The organism is Thalassospira profundimaris (assembly GCF_003326795.1).
In the GTDB taxonomy this organism is placed as follows: Bacteria; Pseudomonadota; Alphaproteobacteria; order Rhodospirillales; family Thalassospiraceae; genus Thalassospira; species Thalassospira profundimaris_C.
The window spans coordinates 24,878-43,462 of the sequence record NZ_JPWI01000011.1 but is presented as its reverse complement, the minus strand read 5'-3'; the positions used below and the strand labels follow the sequence as shown (position 1 = coordinate 43,462).

The 18,585-nt window shown below is 54.1% G+C and carries 18 protein-coding genes and 1 tRNA gene; 6 read left to right on the top strand and 13 right to left on the bottom strand.

Annotation, left to right across the window (positions count from 1 at the left end; all coding sequences use genetic code 11):
* Positions 1 to 29: 29 nt before the first annotated feature.
* Positions 30 to 1,550 carry a MocR-like pyridoxine biosynthesis transcription factor PdxR gene (pdxR, locus tag TH30_RS15965; RefSeq protein ID WP_114099097.1) on the top strand — a complete coding sequence of 507 codons (1,521 nt, stop codon included), beginning with the start codon at positions 30 to 32 and terminating at the stop codon, positions 1,548 to 1,550.
* Positions 1,551 to 1,672: 122 nt separating this feature from the next.
* Positions 1,673 to 3,157: a cryptochrome/photolyase family protein gene (locus TH30_RS15960; RefSeq protein WP_114099096.1), complete on the top strand. Its 1,485-nt coding sequence runs from the start codon at positions 1,673 to 1,675 to the stop codon at positions 3,155 to 3,157.
* A 10-nt stretch (positions 3,158 to 3,167) separates the two neighbouring features.
* Here TH30_RS15960 and TH30_RS15955 read toward each other — a convergent pair whose 3' ends face one another.
* Positions 3,168 to 3,809: a hypothetical protein gene (locus TH30_RS15955; protein WP_147252025.1), complete on the bottom strand. Its 642-nt coding sequence runs from the start codon at positions 3,807 to 3,809 to the stop codon at positions 3,168 to 3,170.
* A complete protein-coding gene (locus tag TH30_RS15950) occupies positions 3,766 to 5,313 on the bottom strand; it encodes a CYTH and CHAD domain-containing protein (RefSeq protein WP_114099094.1) in 1,548 nt (515 codons plus the stop codon). The genes TH30_RS15955 and TH30_RS15950 overlap by 44 nt, the downstream gene beginning before the upstream one ends.
* A gap of 402 nt (positions 5,314 to 5,715) precedes the next feature.
* Between TH30_RS15950 and TH30_RS15945 the strand changes: the two genes are divergently transcribed.
* From TH30_RS15945 to TH30_RS15935, 3 genes are all read left to right on the top strand, one after another.
* On the top strand, positions 5,716 to 7,458 hold the full coding sequence (locus TH30_RS15945) for a ShlB/FhaC/HecB family hemolysin secretion/activation protein (protein WP_181850338.1): 1,743 nt from the start codon (positions 5,716 to 5,718) through the stop codon (positions 7,456 to 7,458).
* 30 nt (positions 7,459 to 7,488) lie between these two features.
* Positions 7,489 to 8,802, top strand: a complete 1,314-nt coding sequence (locus TH30_RS15940; protein WP_114099091.1) for a hypothetical protein — start codon at positions 7,489 to 7,491, stop codon at positions 8,800 to 8,802.
* 126 nt (positions 8,803 to 8,928) lie between these two features.
* Positions 8,929 to 9,948 carry a hypothetical protein gene (locus tag TH30_RS15935; protein WP_114099090.1) on the top strand — a complete coding sequence of 340 codons (1,020 nt, stop codon included), beginning with the start codon at positions 8,929 to 8,931 and terminating at the stop codon, positions 9,946 to 9,948.
* A gap of 57 nt (positions 9,949 to 10,005) precedes the next feature.
* Here TH30_RS15935 and TH30_RS15930 read toward each other — a convergent pair.
* The 5 genes from TH30_RS15930 to infA form a co-directional block, all read right to left on the bottom strand.
* Positions 10,006 to 10,081: transfer RNA gene (locus TH30_RS15930), tRNA-Phe, on the bottom strand.
* Positions 10,082 to 10,184: 103 nt separating this feature from the next.
* A complete protein-coding gene (locus TH30_RS15925; RefSeq protein ID WP_114099089.1) occupies positions 10,185 to 10,385 on the bottom strand; it encodes a DNA gyrase inhibitor YacG in 201 nt (66 codons plus the stop codon).
* A gap of 1 nt (position 10,386) precedes the next feature.
* Complete coding sequence (locus tag TH30_RS15920; RefSeq protein WP_114099087.1) at positions 10,387 to 11,787, bottom strand: ribonuclease E/G; 1,401 nt, start codon at positions 11,785 to 11,787, stop codon at positions 10,387 to 10,389.
* A gap of 2 nt (positions 11,788 to 11,789) precedes the next feature.
* On the bottom strand, positions 11,790 to 12,371 hold the full coding sequence (locus TH30_RS15915; RefSeq protein ID WP_114099086.1) for a Maf family protein: 582 nt from the start codon (positions 12,369 to 12,371) through the stop codon (positions 11,790 to 11,792).
* Positions 12,372 to 12,518: 147 nt separating this feature from the next.
* Positions 12,519 to 12,737 (bottom strand): translation initiation factor IF-1, encoded by a 219-nt coding sequence (gene infA, locus TH30_RS15910; protein WP_007092059.1) that lies wholly within the window; start codon positions 12,735 to 12,737, stop codon positions 12,519 to 12,521.
* Positions 12,738 to 12,988: 251 nt separating this feature from the next.
* Here infA and TH30_RS15905 point away from each other — a divergent pair, with 251 nt between their 5' ends.
* A complete protein-coding gene (locus TH30_RS15905) occupies positions 12,989 to 13,492 on the top strand; it encodes a GNAT family N-acetyltransferase (RefSeq protein WP_114099085.1) in 504 nt (167 codons plus the stop codon).
* On the opposite strand, the gene TH30_RS15900 is transcribed toward TH30_RS15905, so the two are convergent.
* The 6 genes from TH30_RS15900 to dcd all read right to left on the bottom strand — a co-directional run bounded on the left by TH30_RS15900 (position 13,489) and on the right by dcd (position 18,398).
* Positions 13,489 to 13,935 (bottom strand): arsenate reductase ArsC, encoded by a 447-nt coding sequence (locus tag TH30_RS15900; RefSeq protein WP_114099083.1) that lies wholly within the window; start codon positions 13,933 to 13,935, stop codon positions 13,489 to 13,491. The genes TH30_RS15905 and TH30_RS15900 overlap by 4 nt on opposite strands.
* 6 nt (positions 13,936 to 13,941) lie before the next feature.
* Positions 13,942 to 14,418: a UPF0262 family protein gene (locus TH30_RS15895; RefSeq protein ID WP_114099082.1), complete on the bottom strand. Its 477-nt coding sequence runs from the start codon at positions 14,416 to 14,418 to the stop codon at positions 13,942 to 13,944.
* 43 nt (positions 14,419 to 14,461) lie between these two features.
* Positions 14,462 to 15,757: a histidinol dehydrogenase gene (gene hisD, locus TH30_RS15890; RefSeq protein WP_114099080.1), complete on the bottom strand. Its 1,296-nt coding sequence runs from the start codon at positions 15,755 to 15,757 to the stop codon at positions 14,462 to 14,464.
* On the bottom strand, positions 15,747 to 16,406 hold the full coding sequence (gene hisG / locus TH30_RS15885) for an ATP phosphoribosyltransferase (RefSeq protein ID WP_114099079.1): 660 nt from the start codon (positions 16,404 to 16,406) through the stop codon (positions 15,747 to 15,749). The genes hisD and hisG overlap by 11 nt, the downstream gene beginning before the upstream one ends.
* Before the next feature lie 62 nt (positions 16,407 to 16,468).
* The gene (gene murA, locus TH30_RS15880) at positions 16,469 to 17,761 is read right to left on the bottom strand and encodes a UDP-N-acetylglucosamine 1-carboxyvinyltransferase (RefSeq protein WP_114099078.1); all 1,293 of its coding nucleotides are present in this window, start codon (positions 17,759 to 17,761) and stop codon (positions 16,469 to 16,471) included.
* 82 nt (positions 17,762 to 17,843) lie between these two features.
* Positions 17,844 to 18,398, bottom strand: coding sequence for a dCTP deaminase (gene dcd / locus TH30_RS15875; protein ID WP_008891765.1), 555 nt, complete (start codon positions 18,396 to 18,398; stop codon positions 17,844 to 17,846).
* Positions 18,399 to 18,585 lie beyond the last annotated feature (187 nt).

The window sequence follows — 18,585 nt, the reverse complement described above, 5'->3', positions numbered from 1 at the left end:
CAGAACCAATTTAGCCATCAGGAAGACCAATGCCGCGCAGCGATTATAGCTGGATTTATCCGAGCCAGACCGAAGGAGATGGGAATGACAAGGCAATTACCGCCTATCGCCGTCTTTATCACGGCATTCGCGCCGCCATTCTTGATGGCCGTTTGCATCCGGGGGAACGGCTTCCGGCCAGCCGCGATCTTGCATCATCACTTGGCATATCGCGCAATACCGTGGTGACCAGTTTCGATCTTCTGACATCGGAAGGATATCTTGAAACCCGGGTAGGTGCCGGAAGCTTTGTTGCAACCGCCCTTCCTGATCGGGACATGCAGACCGATACCAAATCCGGACTTGCCAAACAGAAGGCCGAGAACCAACGTCCCCTGCATCTTAGTCAGAGTGCGATGCGCATGCTGGCCTATCAGCGGCGTTTTCCGCGTTTTCGGGTTGCGCGCCCGTTTAACCCGGCGACACCTGATCTTGACGGGTTTCCGTTTGATCTTTGGGCGCGCCTGCTGCGCCGCGCCTGGCGGGCACCAAGCATTGATCTGACAATCCCCGACGATCCGATGGGTATGCCATTGCTGCGCGATGAAATCGCCAAATGGCTACGTCAGTCACGCGGGGTGAATTGCCAGGCCGATCAGGTGATGGTGGTTTCCGGGGCGCAGCAGGCACTTGATCTGATTGCGCGTGCCCTTGTTGATCCGGGTGACATCATTGCCACCGAAGATCCCGGTTACGAGGGCATCCGCGGTGTATTGGCGTCAAGCGGTGCGGTTTTGCATCCGGTTGCCGTTGATGAGGAAGGCCTGTGCGTTGACGGACTTGGCAAGACGTCATCCCCGTCACGTATTGTCGTGACCACACCGTCGCGAAACTATCCGCTGGGCACGACATTGTCGCTATCGCGCCGTTTGGCACTTTTGCAATGGGCCAGGGCCAATGACGCATGGATTGTCGAGGATGATTATGACAGCGACTACCGGTATGACGGACCGCCGCTTTCATCCTTGCAGGGGCTTGATACGGATAACCGCGTGATCTATGTCGGCACATTTTCAAGGGTATTGTTCCCGGGCATTCGGCTTGGATATCTGGTTTTGCCCCCGGCCCTTATTCCGGCTTTTCGTGGTATGCGCGGCTTTGCCGATGGTGTTCCCGCCCCAACAGCGCAGGCCGCCCTTGGTGCCTTTTTTGCCGAGGGCCACTTTGGCAGCCACGTTCGCAAGATGCGTCTGCGCTATGGCGAACGGCGCGCACATCTCAAATCCCTGATTGCCGATACGGCATCAGGGTTGCTTGAGACCATGCCATCTGACGGGGGATTGCATCTTTGTGCGCGACTGGTTGCCGGACATGACGATATTGCTGTTCAGGAACGGATGGTAAAAGCCGGGCTCGATTGTCGCGCCCTGTCATCCTACTACCATGATAAATCTTCAAAAAATCGCGGGAACTTGCCACAGGGACTGGTGCTTGGATTTGCCGGTTGGGAAAAAAATCAACTTTCTGAAAGTTTCGGTGAACTGATCGAAATTCTCAAACGTAGATCTTAATGTACCCCGAGCCAGAGAGAGCGCCACGACTTCCCCTCAATACGCTGTCACAGTCGCGACGCTCTCTCCCCTCTGGCGTAAGACAGACCAAAGTCCCCCCTTGATAAGTTTTAGGAATACAGATGACCAAACGCCCGATCGCAATCATGTGGTTTCGCAATGATCTGCGGCTGGGGGATAATCCTGCGCTGCGGGCCGCCACGAAATGGGCGGATCAGAATGACGGGGTGGTGCTTCCCGTCTTTATCCTTGACCCTGTGATTGACAGTCAGCTTGGCGGTGCAACACGCTGGTGGCTGGAAAAAAGTCTGGAAGCTCTTGGTCACAGCATTGCAGAAGCGGGCGCCCAGTCAGCCGCGACCAATGCCTCCTTGCACCTGCTGTCTGGCGATGCGGGCGACATTCTTGAAAACATCACGGATGCCCATGACGTCAAAGCGGTGTTCTGGAACCGGCTGTATGACAGGCCGTCGACCAGCCGCGATACCGATATCAAAGCAAAGCTTCAGGACCGCGGCTTAGAGTGCGAAAGCTTCAAGGCCAACCTTCTGTTTGAACCATGGGAAGTCAAAACAGGTGGCGGAACTGACTTCAAGGTCTATAGCCCGTTCTGGCGTGCCTGCCAGAAACTTCCGGCACCACGTCAACCGTTTGCCGCCCCAAAGTCGATCACACTTGCTGACATCAAGATTGCCGGTGAAGTCAGCCTTGCAGCCCTTGATCTGGCACCAAAACCGTTTGATTGGGCTACTGGTTTTGCCGAGCGGTTCACGCCCGGAGAACAGGGCGCGAAAGACCAGCTGTTTGACTTTATCGATGAGCGTCTTGTCGATTATGCCGACTTGCGTGATCGTCCGGACCATCGGGTCACATCGGAACTTTCCCCGCATCTGCGTTTCGGGGAAATCAGCCCCTATCAGGTATGGCACAGTGCCGGTCATTTTGCCGATGCTCATCCGGGCAAGGGCAAGACAGCATCAAAATTCATGGCTGAACTGGGCTGGCGTGAATTTGCCCATCACATTCTGTTCCACGCAAGCGACCTGCGATCCATCCCGTTGCAAGGGCAGTTCAGCCACTTCCCCTGGTCAAATGACAGCACGGCACTTGAACGATGGCAAAAGGGCCAAACAGGCTTCCCGATTGTCGATGCCGGTATGCGCGAACTTTGGCATACGGGATACATGCATAACCGGGTGCGGATGATTGTCGGGTCAGTGCTGGTGAAGCATCTTTTGGTACATTGGCGTGACGGGCTTGCGTGGTTTGACGACACGCTTGTCGATGCCTGTCCGGCCAACAATGCCTTTTCATGGCAGTGGATTGGCGGATGCGGTGCCGATGCAGCCCCCTATTTCCGTATTTTCAACCCGGTCCTGCAGGGCGAGAAGTTTGATCCGGCTGGTGAATATGTTCGCCAATGGGTGCCGGAACTTCGCGACATGCCCGAACAATATATCCATAAACCGTGGGAAGCGTCTCCGCTGATCCTCAAGGCCGCTGGTGTCACCTTGGGACAGAATTACCCGGAACCCGTCACCGGGGTCAAAGAAGGCCGTGAGCGCGCTCTAAGGGCCTATCAGGACATGAAGCAATCTGTGGCATAGCCCCTGAACTTCAGGGCTGCTTTTCAAGGTACCAGATCAGATTGTCCATGGTGTTTGGCGTCAAGATACCGTCAGAACAAATCACTGCTTCCACGAATGTGTCGAAGGCGCCCGCCGGTTGACTGTCACCAAGCCGCAAAGCCGACGTTGTAACAGCACAACGTTCAAAGCCATTTCCCTTGCCAAACGCGATCAAACCAGCCGCGCCATTTTTATGCGCGGGCTTGGTTACTGTCATCTTCTTGCTGATCACAGATGTGATGCGTCTGTCGAAGCGGGTTCTGAATTCTGGGGAGTCACTTTCAAGATTGAGCATCTCGGGCGGCGTTACATTTTCCCAATACCCAATTCGGATAAAGCCGTCACCATAATCAAGTGTCCACTCATAAGCCGCAGTGGCATTCTCGTAGAGACCTTCATATGGCGCTTCCTTGGCAGCGGTAACCTTGCGCCCCGATGCCTCTGCAACGTTGAACTGGATCTCCCGTCCCTTGATATAACCAGCATCGCCTGTGCTGGTGCATGCAGCGAGCAGTCCCAAAACAGCAATCAATGGCAAAGCGAGAATTTTACCCGCAAAAAACGGCTTTGGCTGGGTCATGTGCAATTCACTTCCAGAACAGTTTTTGCTCAAAAAAGGCCGCAGCAGCATCCTCAAGCCCCTGAAGTTCTTGCTCGACGCGGGCCGCAAACCAGCCCGACACCAGCCCGACCGCGACCAGTCCGTCCTTTGAAAGAGACGATGTCAGATCGGCAAGCCTTGCCTCGGCAACAGCGGCATCCTGCAATTGCCCGAGAATTTCCTGCATCGAAGTCAGTCTTGAGCGGAACTTTTTGACCTTTTTGGATGGATAGACCGACCCGAAGAACTCAGTGCCATAGCGCATCTGTTTGACATCAAGGCGCAAGGCATGAAGTTGCGCAACATTAAGCTCTGCGATCTTTTCACCGCGTCTGGTCACTCTTTTATATGCCTGATCCAGCAATGGTCCGGCCAGATCGGCAACCGGGGCTGCCATTGCCTTCATCTGTTCGGTACTGGCCCCCGACGCCCAGCGCGAATAACTGGCCCAGGCCCCTAGGATCAAAAGCAATTGCCCATATTCCGGCTGATCAAGCATGGTTCGCGCAGCTTCCAGCGCCTTCGCACGCTGTTTTTCCGCAGCCTTGCGCAATTGCGCTATACCGTCATGATCCGGGAAATGGCCTTCGATCATTGGCAGGGTTTGACCAAGGAACACATCCCAGTCGCGTAAACCGTCCAGTCCCTTGCTACAAGATTTCAACAATCTGCGCAGCAAGACAGCCTCACCCGCCGGAAGGTTTTTCTTGAACAGGTTCAAGCCGACGCGCAGACGACGCATGCCGATGCGCATCTGATGACATCCTTCGATATCAAGGTCATTGCGCACGCAGACCTCGTTGCTCAGGATCATGCGAAGCCCCTGCCCCAGCAGGGCACGAAAGGCCGTTTCAGCTGACATGTCATCTGTCAGCTCTATCGGTGCGGCGCGATAGGCACCCGGCGCTGTGCCAAGATACAAGTCTCGTCCGCGCGATGCCTTTGATCGCATGCTGAGCAACAGGGGAACCGTACGCTGCAGTTCAAGTGCCAGATCAAACAAGGCCGCCGGATGTCCCTTTTTAATCTCGAACTCGACTTCGGAAATCGGGGTTTCCTTGTCACCTGATCGCACGACACCCTGATCGATTGCCAGTTCCATCACCGCATCACGATAGGTCAGATCCACTGCGCTGCGTTTCAGATCGCTTTCAAAAATGCGGTCGATCTTTTTCTTTTTGGCAAATTTGGTCAGAAGCTTTTTGACGCCCTTGTCCGTAAACAGATCAAGATCAAGAACGCCTTCGGAAAGCTCGACAGTCCATTCTTGGCGTGCGGGCAATGCTTCACGCAGACCATTCGATGTTTTGACCGTCTGCTCCCAGCCCTTGTTACCTTTCTTACGAAGTCGGATCGCAATTCCCTTGTCGGCCAGGGAAAGTTTCGGGGTGTCATGATAAATCGAAACCAGATGCGTGGTTATCAGGCGACGGCCTTCTTTGACCTCGCGCAGGACCGGTGCATTTTTAAGGCGCGCAACATGTTTCGGATCGATCCGAAGTTTCAATTCGATCTCGATCTGTTTCTCGGTCATGTCAGTCCCCTGAGCATCCTGTTTGTCACCTAAACCCCGATAACACCACTCAAAGTCAGACTGCAAAGCGTACCGGAATGTAAAATTTCCGCAACAAAAGGCATAAATATCAATAAAATCAAGCACCAAAGAACGAAACACCATTTCGTTCAAAGCTTTGCTTTCAATTGAAAACGATTTGATGAAAAGAGGTTCGTTTGGCCCAAACTATCGATAAAAACACTTACCCCGTTTAAGAAGACACTGAACTCAGCTGCAATCTGATGGTCGATTCTCATGGTACCGAATGTTATTCCCGTTGTCCCTTTGCGATAAATCTAGAATACTTTCATCAACCCAGAATAAATTCGACAATCAACTGTTCAGGCAGATATGGCTCAGGCTCACGACGAACGAGAACCCTTGATAAAAAGCAGCATCGGACAACTCTGGTATCTAACAATACCTTCTCTGGCAATTCTGGTTGGCGGGATGATGGCTTCTCCTGCAAGTTCGCAGGAAAACGTACATGTGAATGCAGGAACGATCCAGAAACTCAGCCGTCCAGAACGCCCGATTGTGCCTAAACAGGATAATGATTCACTGGCACTTGACCGGCCGGTGCAATCTGAAAGTGCAATCGGCACCAGTCAGAAGGATCACCGCAGCGTTGAAATCAAAAGCCTTGTCTTCATCGGAAATTCGACAATCTCCTCCGAAGAGCTAAGCCGTGAACTTGCCCCATATCTTGAGCGTCCGCTTACCATTTCGGAACTCGGACAACTAACAGACGCGGCGTCCGGTATTTATCACAAGGCTGGATATAACCTTGCTCGGGTCGTTATTCCACCACAAGACATCGTCAATGGGACGTTGCAACTTATCGTCCTTGAAGGACGGCTGGCATCAAATGGCATTGAAATCAGCGATCTTTCCGAAGGCCGAATTTCGATTGACCGGCTGCAGAATATTCTAAGTACGCAAATCAATCCTGCAGACCCGGTGCAGCGTCAATCCTATGAACGGGCACTTTATCTTTTGGAACTCTTGCCTGGAGTCACAATACGGTCATTTCTCTATCCTGGTGACGAGGTAGGAACGACAAGGCTTCTGGTCGAAGCATATACAACACCTGTCATGTCGGGTGTCATCGCCGCAGACAACCATGGCAGTCGGGCGACAGGTACCAATCGTGTCTCCGGATATGGGGTAGTCGAAAACGCAACGGGTAAATTCGAACGCATTGAATTGAATGCTTCAGCAACCGGACCGGGCACAAAATATATCGCAGGACGGGTTGAAGTTCCGGTTGGAACGGATGGACTCTCGTTTGGTGCGACTGGTGAGGTCCTTGGTTACGAAGAGATTGATGAATTTGATAGTGGTGACGAGCATGGCTATGGCTGGTCAACCGGTGTATTTGCCACTTATCCTGTCTATCTTGATGCTCTCAACGCCCATTTCGCTCACGGGTCGCTGAACCATCATAACCAGATCGACAAAGGCAACGTCATTGGTCGCGAAGAACAGAATATCGAAAATATCGATCTGGAACTGCGCGGCGCGACCAACTGGCAGGACCACAAACTGGCGCACACGTCCTATCGCCTTTTTGGCAATGCAGGGGCTGTCGACTTCGAGGATGGCACAGATGAACTTGGTGCCAATGGCGGATTTGCGGTTTTCGGGATCGAGCTTTCCCACCAGCAACCCATACATGGTCCTTTTTCAAGTCGACATGATCTGGGCGGGCAGATTGCAACATCAAACCTGAACGGCCTGTTCAAATGCTATGCCGGGGGCCCGGACAGCAACCGCGGCTATCCCGTTGGCGCAGTCGCAGCTGATGAGTGCATCACATTTAATAACGAGCTTCTTTACAACGTTCCAACGCCTGATCTGAATACGAACTGGCAGTTCGGCGTTTTCGTTGATCTTGCGCGAACACGCGAGAACGCCGATCCAGTCAGAGGCCAGAACAATGATCTTGATACGCTTGTCAGTTCCGGACTTTCCATGCAGGCAAGCTGGGGCACGTATGGTTTGCTCCGCGCGGCATTGGGACGTCAGTTCAACGACACGAAACAGCGCGAACGCACCGGCATGGACGATGACCGGCGTGACGCCCATTACCGCGGATGGCTGCAATTTGCGCTTTATTTCTGATATGATGACGACGTCCTGAGGATAATCGCCATGACCTCTTTGAAAACACGCATCGCGCAACGCCTCTCCGTCGCCAGTTGTCTGACGGCGATATTTTTGCTGCCTCCGACTTGGGCCGATGCCCAGACCAAGAAGTCCAAAGTCAATAGCGCGGCCTATTCAAGTTCAACCACCACGGTCAAAAAGAGCAAGCTGAACTCAGCAATCTATAGCCATCCGACATCATCAGTCGATTTCGCGAGACATAGCCCAAAACCAGCAGCAATTGATCAGGGACTGGGGGGCGCACAGTCGATTGTTACAACCGGCGCAGCATTGTCGCCAGCAATACCGCCGCAAGTGGACATCGCACCGGTTTACATTGAATCAGATGCCCCCCAACTTGCAGAAACCCTGCAAAGTCAAACGATCATCATCACGGTTGGCACAAATCCCGGTCATGGCAGTGCGCACACCCATGCACATCCCAACGGGAATGCATATCTGCATGCAAATTCAAATGCGGCTTTTCAGGGCGGGACCGTCACGACAACGACCGGCACTGCAACGGGCGTCACCCCCACCACCGGACCAACACCTCCCAACAGCGGGGGGCCTGCGGTCCCAACCGCCCAGTCGCTGACCAACACCGCACCATTGGCAAAACCACATCACGTGACTGGACAGCACCCAACCTATCCGTCAAAGCAAAAGCCGCAGGCGATAACGCAAACCACGCCGCAGCCCATGGCCATTCCAAATGCCGTGCCAAACGCGGTGCCTCAGCAAGCCGCATCACAGGGCCCGACCATGATCCCGCAGGCGATACCCCAAGCCACGCCACAGCCCATGACCATTCCAAACGCTGTACCAAACGCGGTGCCTCAGCAAGCCGCATCACAGGGCCCGACCATGATCCCGCAGGCGATACCGCAAGCCACGCCGCAGCCCATGGCCATTCCAAATGCTGTTCCACATCAGGCCACCGCGCAGGGTCCCAAGCCTATTCCACAGGCGAAACCTCCGGCCATACCGCAACCTGTTACGCAGGGCCCGCCGGGTTTGGCTGTGGCAAACAATCAGGTTTCATTCCAGATTCCCGCTCAGGGATCGAACCAGAGTCCGTCAGCGAATCGCCCGAACAAACCGGGCCCGAACAATCCTGGCGCAAAGCCGCCAGCCAATGCCGGGGGTCAAACACCACCGTCACAACAGCAACCGCCACAGCAGCAGGGAACAGATATATTCCAACTGACGGCGAGTGATGTTGCTCGTTTCCGGTTGTCGCCCCCGCAAGAAGTGCAACCAGTGTCGACAAACCTGAACCACACTGTCATCGGAATCGCCTTGCCGCGATTTGACTGACAGGTCGCACTATACTTAACCCTCTGAAAGTATGGGTGGAACTTACCCACCCATCCCTTTGCGCAGGTTTCAGCAATGCTGAACGCCGCTATGCTGCCCTTGGGACACTTAAACAAGAGGGTAACAATGAAAACCAATAAACTTCTCGGCTTTGCCGTTATGGGGACAACACTTTTACTGGCTGGCTGTCAGACAACGAGAGATTATTCCTTCTCGGAATGGCGGGAACAACCGGTTGGTAAATCACGCTTCAATATACCGACCATTTCCAACATTCCGGTCACCAAGCTTGAACAGAATGATCGCAACAACGGTCAGGTCCAGAATGAAAAATGGGAACTGGAATGCGGTAAAGGCATCGTGACCAGCGCCTATACATTTGATGTATGGTTTACGCAGCAGACCGAACAAAAACTCAAGGACGAGGAACAATTCCGTCAGGAATTTGCCAAAAACAACATTGAAATCCTCAAAGCCTTTCCTGTCACCTCAAACGATAATGGACGCGCTGTCGGATATTATGCCGACGCCAATATCGGAAGTATTTCGGACTGCAAGGTTGCCAAGTTCGGTTTCCGCGCGACGCGGGGACAGAAAATCTATGACAATGATCATGGCGGCATTGATGCCGTCGTCAGTGTCTTTTATTGCGGCGAGCCGGAACTCAACATCAATAAACTGATTCAGGGCATCAGTCTGGTCAATGATCGCGACGCCTATGCGGCAACAGTCGCAGCCCTTCCTACCCCGCAATGCCCGGCGCGTAAAACGTCGGCATCCACTTCGTCCCCGTCATTTGAAGACAGCGACTGGGCAACAGCGCGCAAGGGCAAATATGACCGGACCTTTGCGATCACATGGGGTAGCGGTTTCTCTGACGAGTACCTTGAGACCAAAATCGATCTCAAGGACTATGGCGGGACCATGGAGTTCGTTGGCCCCAATAGCGCAAATTGCAAAATGCAGCTTAGTGTCAGCAAATATGACAGCCCGGCTGAAGGCACATGGTTCGCAAATTGCGACAAGGGGGATTTCGCATCAGGAACCTTTACCCTTGATCGCCAACGCAACCTGACGGGCGAAGGAACTGATCAGGACGACAAGGCTGTCGACTTCACGCTCTGGCTTCCTGAAACAGAGGCCTGAGGGGCCAAGAAACAAAAAACCCGGCCATAAGGCCGGGCTTTTTTGGCTACCGAAAGATGGTGCCCAGGGGCGGATTCGAACCACCGACACGCGGATTTTCAGTCCACTGCTCTACCAACTGAGCTACCTGGGCATCTTTTCTTTCTCTCCGTTTCCGGAGCGTTCCCTGCGGAACGAGCGGGGTTATACAAACTCCTTTGGGGCTTGTCCAGCCTCAAATCGCATTTTTTTTACGATTAAAATTCTTCTTCATCTTCAAGGTCTTCCAGATACTCTGGCGGCTCGGTCGCGGGAATTGCATAGCTTTCATTCAACCACTTGCCAAGGTCGCGATCTGCGCACCGTTTCGAGCAGAAAGGCTTGTATTTTTCCTCTGCCGGCTTGCCACAAACCACGCAGTCAGAGCTGACTGTTTTCGTTGAATTTTCTCGGGTCATTCTAGTTCTTTTCCAACCGGTATTCATCACTTCCAAGAGCGGGATCAGCCACTATGCGCGGGGCAGCCCCGAACGCCTTGCTCATTATCTGGATCGCCTTACCATTACCTGCAAGCTGTGACGCAAGGTTGGTCGCGACATACAGATCAACGGTCCCCACCACCCCGTTTCGGGACTGGGCAATAACATTACGCAGAACAGAATTGAGCGCAGAAACACCATTAAGCGGATCCTGATCCTGTTTTAGCAGGACGCTTGCCGCAAGCGATTCGCCAGCCCGCTGACGGCTGAACTCATAGAGTCCCAAACGGGTAAAGCCACCGATCTGAACCGCACCATCGAGTTCAGGCCCAAAGGCCGCTTTGATTGCTGCGTCAAATTTATCACGTCCGGCGCGCGATTTCATGCGCAACGGATCAAGAACAACAAGGCCGCCAATATTACGCAACCGTATCTGATGAACGATTTCGGTAGCCGCGCGCAAGTTGAGGTCAATTGCCCGGGTTTCACTGTCCCGACCGGAATCGGCCCCGGCTGCATTCACATCAATAGCGCAAAGTGCCGTTGCCTGATCGATTGCAATCCAGCCCCCACCGGCAAGATCAACCCGGATGCCAAGTGCATCGGCAATCTGAACTTCAACATCCTGCTCATCAAACAACAGACGTGTTCCGGTATGGCGGTGCAAATGTTCATCGGACTTCGCATGTGCCGTTAAAATCCCGCGCAGGCGCACGAATTCGTCGACACCGTCAACAATGCAAATCTGGCCAGCCATCAGACGACGCTCGATCATCTGATCAAGTTCGGATTGCGCCTTGAAAACCAGCAACGGCTTTCGCGGATCAGCCAAGGCCGATTTGGCATTTTGCCAGTGTGACTTTAACAGACGATATTCCCCGGCAATCGCATCCTTGTCCCAGTCAAGGGCAGTAGATCGCAACATGATACCGTCGTCATCGGCTTGCAGGGACCTGATCGCACCAAGCAGCTCTGCACGTTGTTCCGGGTCTTTCAATTTTCTGGGAAGTTCGATCAGCTTGCCACCGGGGCGCAGGATCATCCCGACACCTTCGATCGCGATCTTGCCGGTCAGCTTGACGCCTTTATCTTCAAATCCGAGACGGGAAATCTGCACCAGAACCCATTGTCCCTCATGCAACGGCCCGTCATATCGGTCAAAGGGAAGCAAACCATCATCAATGCCGTCAAGCGCAACCATCGCGCCCGCCATTTCCGGCAAAACTTTTGAAACACGTCCAAGATGGATATCAAAACGCGCTGGTCCGCCACGGTCGATCCAAAGGCGCGACAGACGGTCACCTTCAATCAGGGCAACCCTGCGTTCAAGCGCAACGGCATCAATCAGCAGGCGGTCATTATGATTTCCGCCGACTGTCATGCTCAGACCTCTTTTGAGTGATAGCCAAGACCGCGCAGCAAACCGTCCACTTCACAAAGCGACAGTCCCACGACATTCGAGTAAGACCCGGAAATCGCCTTAACAAAGGTGGCTGCATGGCCCTGGATGGCATAGGCACCTGCCTTGCCCTTCCATTCATCATGCGCCAGATAGCGATCAAGGTCTTCGGCACCCAGAGTTCTGAATTTGACCTGTGTTTCGATCACACGCGACCGTTCAGTTCCATCCGGTGCAATGAGGCACATACCGCCATATACGCGATGCCGGCGGCCTGACAACAATGTCAGAAATTTTCGTGCCTCAGTCTCGTCTTCTGCCTTGCCCAGCGCACGTTGCCCACAGGCAACAACAGTGTCGGCAGCAAGCACAAAAGCCCCACCATTGACGGCTGCAACGGCACGGGCTTTTTCTTCGGCAAGGCGTAACGCAAGTCGGCGTGGACTTTCGTCTGCCTTGGGCGTTTCATCGATATCAGCCGGAGCAACCTGATCTGGCACAATTCCGATCTGCGCAAGCAGCTCAAGACGGCGCGGCGATGCAGATGCCAGTATCAGTTTCGACAAGACGTGGCTCCCGAGTATCGGATCTTCACCATGGGAACAGAAATGTGAGGATGTCACATCTGTCCCGTCAGCAGCAACAAGTGACCCCGGGCGCAAGGGTAAACCGCACGCCAGACAAGGTCAATTTGCGCTGGAACTGGTTTCAGATTACTTGAAACGGAAGGTGATACGACCTTTGGTCAGGTCATAAGGGGTCATTTCAACGCTGACACGGTCCCCTGCGAGAACACGAATACGGTTCTTGCGCATTTTGCCCGAAGTGTGAGCAAGGATTTCGTGGTCATTGTCCAGCTTCACGCGAAACATCGCATTGGGCAGAAGTTCAACGACAGTGCCCTGAAACTCGATAACGTCTTCTTTAGCCATGTGACTCCTAGCTTTCGTATTGCAATATCAAAATACCGGTGGGCCGCAAACTGCTCTGAACCGGGCAAAAGGTCAAGTCCTTTCACACGCGGGGCACAGCGCCCCTGCACTGCGGCACAGACATGGCAAGAGCAAGCTCCGGCAAAATAGCAGCAACACCGCAATGATTGCACATGATTGATCCTTTAACGGCCAAACAAAGCACCGTATGTTTGCAAAACAGCACGCCTCGCCCAAAGGAAGTCCATTTCATGTCGCTCGAAAATGATCCCGTTATCCGCCTTGCCCGCGAAACCGATGCCCCGGCAATCCACGCCATGCTGCTTGAAATCGCCAAGGCGACAGGATGCGAAGACAAGTTCAAAAGCAACCCGGATGACCTTGCGCGTGACGGCTTTGGCGAGAACCCGGCCTTTGAAGCACTGATCGCCCTGGAAAATGACAAGCCCGTGGCCGTGTGCCTGTATTTCCCAAGCTATTCAACCTTCCGCGGGCAAGCGGGCCTTTATATTCAGGATCTTTACGTCGCACCGTCGCATCGTGGAGGCGGATTTGCCCGCAAACTGGTCGTCGCGGTTGCCAAGCGCGCGCACGAGACCGGTAAAACCTATATCCGGCTGTCGGTTGATGCGGAAAATATTGGCGGCCAGCGTTTCTATGAGAAGATCGGGATGCGCCATGCCGATGATGAACGTATCTTTGTTCTCGACGGAACGGCCTTTGCCGCGCTTGGCGCCGAGCAGGATCAGTCCTAGACCTTGGGCGCAGGCCCAACCGGAAAACGGTCAAGGATGCGCTTTTTGATCTGATCACGTACCTGACGATAGGCTTCCAGCCGCACCTCGCGCGATCCTTCGATCATGGTGGCATCAAAGGTATTCCAGAATTCAACGTCACAGGCCATTGTGCGGGTCATTTCCACCGCACGGTGCTGGGCTTCAGGTGACATGGTAATGATCAGATCAAAGAACCCGTCTTCAAGCTGATCGAATGTCTTTGACTTATAGCTTGAGATATCCAGCCCGATTTCGTCCATCACAGCGATAGCAAAACCGTCAACGTCACCTGCACGTACGCCACAACTTTCAACATATATACGGGTTCCGTGATAGTGCCGCATCAGTGCAGCCGCCATCACGGAACGAACGGCATTGTAACTGCAGGCAAAAAGAACCGAGCCGGGAAGTTCTTCTGCCACTTCGCCTTAACCCCGGATGTGAAGGACACAAATCAGCGTAAAAAGGCGACGTGCCGTATTTTCATCAATCGTCACCTTATCGCTCAGAAGCTCACGAAGCTGTTCGGACCCTTCGTTATGAAGGCCGCGGCGCGCCATATCGATAGTTTCAATCTGGGCCGCACTCGCCTTTTTAATCGCGTCATAATAGCTTTCGCAGATCATGAAGTAATCTTTGACGATCCGGCGAAACGGCGACAAGGGAACAGGGATGGTGGTCAGATTTTCGCTGTCATCATCGCCTCGCACATCCATATAGATGCGATTTTCTTCAATGCGCATATGCACGGAATACGGACCTTCGAACCCGCCAGCAGGTTCGAAGTGATTTTCTTCAAGCAGGTCATAGATCGCAACCGCCTGCTCGTGCTCCACCTCGGGACGGCGACGCACCTTGTATTTTTCGTCAAGATAAATACCGGCGATACACTGATTTGAAGCCATGGCTTTCTCCCTGCGGTCCCCTCACGCGCTGCACTGCAACAGCTTACATCTGGTTTGACCGGATCGCTACAGAAAGTCCATGTGCCTGCAGGCCTTCGCTTTCAGCCAGTGCAATTGCCGCTGGCCCGATTTTGGCAAGGCTTTCCGGTGTACACTTGATCAGCGAGGAACGCTTGACGAAGTCCAGAACCCCGAGACCGGAAGAAAACCGCGCCGAACGGGCAGTTGGCAGAACGTGGTTCGGCCCGGCGACATAGTCACCAATGGCTTCTGGCGTGTAGCGCCCCAGGAAGATCGCACCTGCATGATGAATGTGTTCAGCCAGTGCCTCCGGGTCATCCACCGCCAGTTCCAGATGTTCCGGGGCGATCCGATCCACAAGGGCCGGAGCCTGCGACAGATTTTCCACCAAGACAATTGCACCAAAGTCGCGCCAGCTTGCGCCTGCGATTTCGGCACGCGGCAATGTTTCAAGATGTTTATCAATAGCCTGCTGCACACGACCGGCAAACTCGGCGTCATCAGTGATTAAAATCGACTGTGCAACCGGGTCATGCTCGGCCTGCGACAGAAGATCAGCTGCTACCCAGCTCGGATCATTGCTGCCATCCGCCACCACGAGGATTTCGGACGGACCGGCAATCATATCAATACCGACCTGACCGAAAACGCGACGCTTGGCTGCGGCAACAAAGGCATTGCCCGGACCAACGATCTTGTCGACCGGCTTGATGGTTTCCGTGCCATAGGCGAGTGCTGCAATCGCTTGCGCACCACCGATACGATAGATTTCATCAACGCCAGCAATACGGGCTGCGGCCAGAACAAGCGGGTTCATTTTGTTGTCCGGGGTCGGCACCACCATGACAAGGCGCTGAACGCCAGCAACCTTTGCCGGAATCGCATTCATCAGAACTGATGAAGGATAGGATGCAAGACCACCGGGAACATAAAGACCCGCCGCCGAAACTGCCCGCCAGCGCCAGCCAAGCTCAACCCCGGTTTCGTCCGTATAGCGTTCATCAGCAGGCATCTGTTTGGCGTGATAGGCACCAATACGCTCTGCCGCAAGCTTGAGCGAGTCCAGCAGGTCAGTTTCAATATTTGCGATCGCAGCGTCGACTTCGTCCTTCGTGACGACCATGCCCTTTGCATCGACATTGAGGCGGTCGAACCGGTTGGTATAGTCACAAACGGCTTCATCACCACGCGTGCGAACATCGGCGATGATGTCGGCAACGGCCGCATCAACATCGGCATCCGATTCGCGTTTCATGCCCAGCAGCTTGACGAAGTCTTCTTCAAAGCTGGCGTCGGTAATGGAAAGATTAAGCGGCATTTACTACCTCGGAGAAACGGTCGATCCAGGGCTGAATATCGGTCGGGCGGGTCTTAAGGGCCGCACGGTTCACCACCAAACGCGATGTCACATCTGCAATATGTTCAATCTCGCGCAGGCCATTGGCCTTAAGGGTACTTCCGGTCGATACAAGATCAACGATACGACGGCAAAGTCCGAGTGTAGGGGCGAGTTCCATCGCGCCATTGAGCTTGATGCATTCTGCCTGTACACCGCGGGCTGCGAAATGCGTGCGTGTAATATGCGGATACTTGGTAGCAACCCGGACATGCGACCAGCGCGACGGATCATCACCGTCAACCATGTCTGCCGGCTCGGCAACAGCAATCCGACAATGCCCGATATTCAGATCAAGCGGTGCATAGATGTCAGGATAATCAAATTCCATCAGGACATCGTTGCCGCAAACCCCGATATGGGCGGCACCAAAGGCAACAAAGGTTGCAACGTCAAAGCTGCGCACACGAATGATATCGATATGCGGATGATTGGTGGAAAACCGAAGCGCACGGGATTTCGGATCATCGAATGCCGCTTCCGGCTCGATCCCTGCGGATCGGACCAGTGGCATCACCTCGTCAAGAATGCGCCCCTTTGGCAGGGCCAGCACCAGCTTTTCGTCACTCATAAATCAGTCGCCTTACGCGTTTGTCTGTCGTCCGGATCGTTTTGCGATCACAGTCCGGCCAATCAGGCCGGAACCCGGACACGTTCGATCTGCGCCCCGCAGGCCGCAAGTTTTTCTTCCAGCCGTTCATAACCACGATCAAGATGGTAGACACGGTTAATAACGGTCTCGCCCTCGGCTGCCAAGCCTGCAAGCACCATTGATACCGATGCACGAAGATCGGTGGCCATGACTTCGGCCCCGGAAAGCTTGGCACTACCGCGCACGATCGCAGAGCGGCCATGCACATTCACATCCGCCCCCATACGACCAAGTTCGGGCACATGCATGAAGCGGTTTTCAAAAATGGTTTCGGTGATCATGGATGCACCATTGGCAACTGACATCAGCGCCATGAACTGTGCCTGCATATCGGTCGGGAAGCCCGGATAGGGTTCGGTCATGACATCAACACCGCGAAGGGTTGCACGGTTACCACGCACTTTCATGCCGTTTTCGGTTTCCTCGATCTCGACGCCGGCCTTTCTCATCGCATCAACAAGACTTTCGATCAGATCCATCCGGGTGCCGGTAAGTTCAATCTCCCCGCCCGTGATGGCAGCAGCAATCGCATAGGTCCCGGTCTCGATCCTGTCGGGCACAACCGAATATTCGGCGCCATGCAGGCGCGGCTTGCCGGTCACTTTCAGGGTGTCGGTACCAATGCCTTCGATCTCGGCGCCCATCGCAACCAGGCAATGAGCAAGATCCGATACTTCGGGTTCCCGCGCGGCATTGGCGATGGTGACAACACCGTCGGCAAGGGATGCCGCCATCAGGGCATTCTCGGTCGCACCAACCGAGACCTGCGGGAACAGGATATGACCGCCCTTAAGGCCTTCTGGTGCGCGGGCTTCGATGTAACCCTCGGTCAGGTGGATTTCCGCGCCCATGGCTTCCAGCGCCTTGAGATGCAGGTCAACCGGACGGTTCCCGATGGCACAACCACCAGGCAGGGAAACACGCGCGATGCCGCACCGCGCAACAATCGGACCCAGCACCAGAACCGACGCACGCATTTTGCGAACAAGGTCGTAAGGTGCGGTTGTGGACGTGATTTCCTTGGCGGTCATTTCCAGAACGCGACCTGTGTGGCCGCCATTGGGCGCATGACCGTTCAGATGCAACGCCACACCATGCTGGGCGAGAAGATTCGCCATCGATGTGATGTCTGCCAGATGTGGCAGATTTGAAAGGGTCAGCGTTTCATCTGTCAGCAGGGCTGCTGCCATTAGCGGAAGGGCCGCGTTTTTGGCACCGCCAATTGCAATTTTTCCCTGCAACCGGCGACCACCGGAAATCTTGATCTTGTCCATTCAATCCTCTTTGTGCTGCGCGCATAAACGCAGCAAACGCGCGTCTTGGCATGTCAATGCCAGATTGGTTGCCATGCCTTTATCACAGACGCGGCAATGTGACACCTTTTTGGCCCATATATTTCCCTGCGCGATCCGCATAGGAGGTATCGCACTCGCTTTCGGCTTTCAGGAAAATGAACTGGCATGCGCCTTCATTGGCGTAAATGCGTGCCGGTAAAGGTGTCGTGTTTGAAAATTCCAGCGTCACATGCCCTTCCCATTCCGGCTCAAGCGGTGTGACATTGACGATAATGCCACAACGGGCATAGGTCGATTTGCCAAGGCAAATCACAAGCGTGTCGCGCGGGATGCGGAAATATTCCACGGTGCGCGCCAATGCAAAACTGTTGGGCGGGATCACACAGACTTCGGTCTGACGATTGACGAACCCGTCATCAGAAAATTCCTTGGGATCGACAATAGCCGAGTCGACATTGGTGAAAATCTTGAACTCGTCAGCAACACGGGCATCATAACCATAGGAACTGACACCGTAAGAAATGACACCGTCACGTTTGAAACCGTCGACAAACGGCTCGATCATGCCTTTTTCCTGCGCCATCTGGCGTATCCAGTGATCCGGTCTTACCGACATATTGCCATCCCCTTGTTGCGAAAAAGTCCCAGTGCTTTTCAGCATATTCGGTTTTACCCGTGCGACGCCCCCAAGATCAACCAAACGATACGCTCGGGCGCGCTTTCTGCTAGCCCCGCACTCATCGGCATTTCGTCCGTCATAATCTCCATCCCGTTCACGAAGCGCGAACATCAGGAGGCATGAA

Bases quoted from the DNA above. Each gene is read 5' to 3' on its own strand.
- pdxR (WP_114099097.1), top strand. From the start codon at position 30: ATGCCGCGCAGCGATTATAGCTGGATTTATCCGAGCCAGACCGAAGGA.
- TH30_RS15960 (WP_114099096.1), top strand. From the start codon at position 1,673: ATGACCAAACGCCCGATCGCAATCATGTGGTTTCGCAATGATCTGCGG.
- TH30_RS15955 (WP_147252025.1), bottom strand. From the start codon at position 3,809: ATGCTGCTGCGGCCTTTTTTGAGCAAAAACTGTTCTGGAAGTGAATTG.
- TH30_RS15950 (WP_114099094.1), bottom strand. From the start codon at position 5,313: ATGACCGAGAAACAGATCGAGATCGAATTGAAACTTCGGATCGATCCG.
- TH30_RS15940 (WP_114099091.1), top strand. From the start codon at position 7,489: ATGACCTCTTTGAAAACACGCATCGCGCAACGCCTCTCCGTCGCCAGT.
- TH30_RS15935 (WP_114099090.1), top strand. From the start codon at position 8,929: ATGAAAACCAATAAACTTCTCGGCTTTGCCGTTATGGGGACAACACTT.
- TH30_RS15925 (WP_114099089.1), bottom strand. From the start codon at position 10,385: ATGACCCGAGAAAATTCAACGAAAACAGTCAGCTCTGACTGCGTGGTT.
- TH30_RS15920 (WP_114099087.1), bottom strand. From the start codon at position 11,787: ATGACAGTCGGCGGAAATCATAATGACCGCCTGCTGATTGATGCCGTT.
- infA (WP_007092059.1), bottom strand. From the start codon at position 12,737: ATGGCTAAAGAAGACGTTATCGAGTTTCAGGGCACTGTCGTTGAACTT.
- TH30_RS15905 (WP_114099085.1), top strand. From the start codon at position 12,989: ATGTCGCTCGAAAATGATCCCGTTATCCGCCTTGCCCGCGAAACCGAT.
- TH30_RS15895 (WP_114099082.1), bottom strand. From the start codon at position 14,418: ATGGCTTCAAATCAGTGTATCGCCGGTATTTATCTTGACGAAAAATAC.
- hisD (WP_114099080.1), bottom strand. From the start codon at position 15,757: ATGCCGCTTAATCTTTCCATTACCGACGCCAGCTTTGAAGAAGACTTC.
- hisG (WP_114099079.1), bottom strand. From the start codon at position 16,406: ATGAGTGACGAAAAGCTGGTGCTGGCCCTGCCAAAGGGGCGCATTCTT.
- murA (WP_114099078.1), bottom strand. From the start codon at position 17,761: ATGGACAAGATCAAGATTTCCGGTGGTCGCCGGTTGCAGGGAAAAATT.
- dcd (WP_008891765.1), bottom strand. From the start codon at position 18,398: ATGTCGGTAAGACCGGATCACTGGATACGCCAGATGGCGCAGGAAAAA.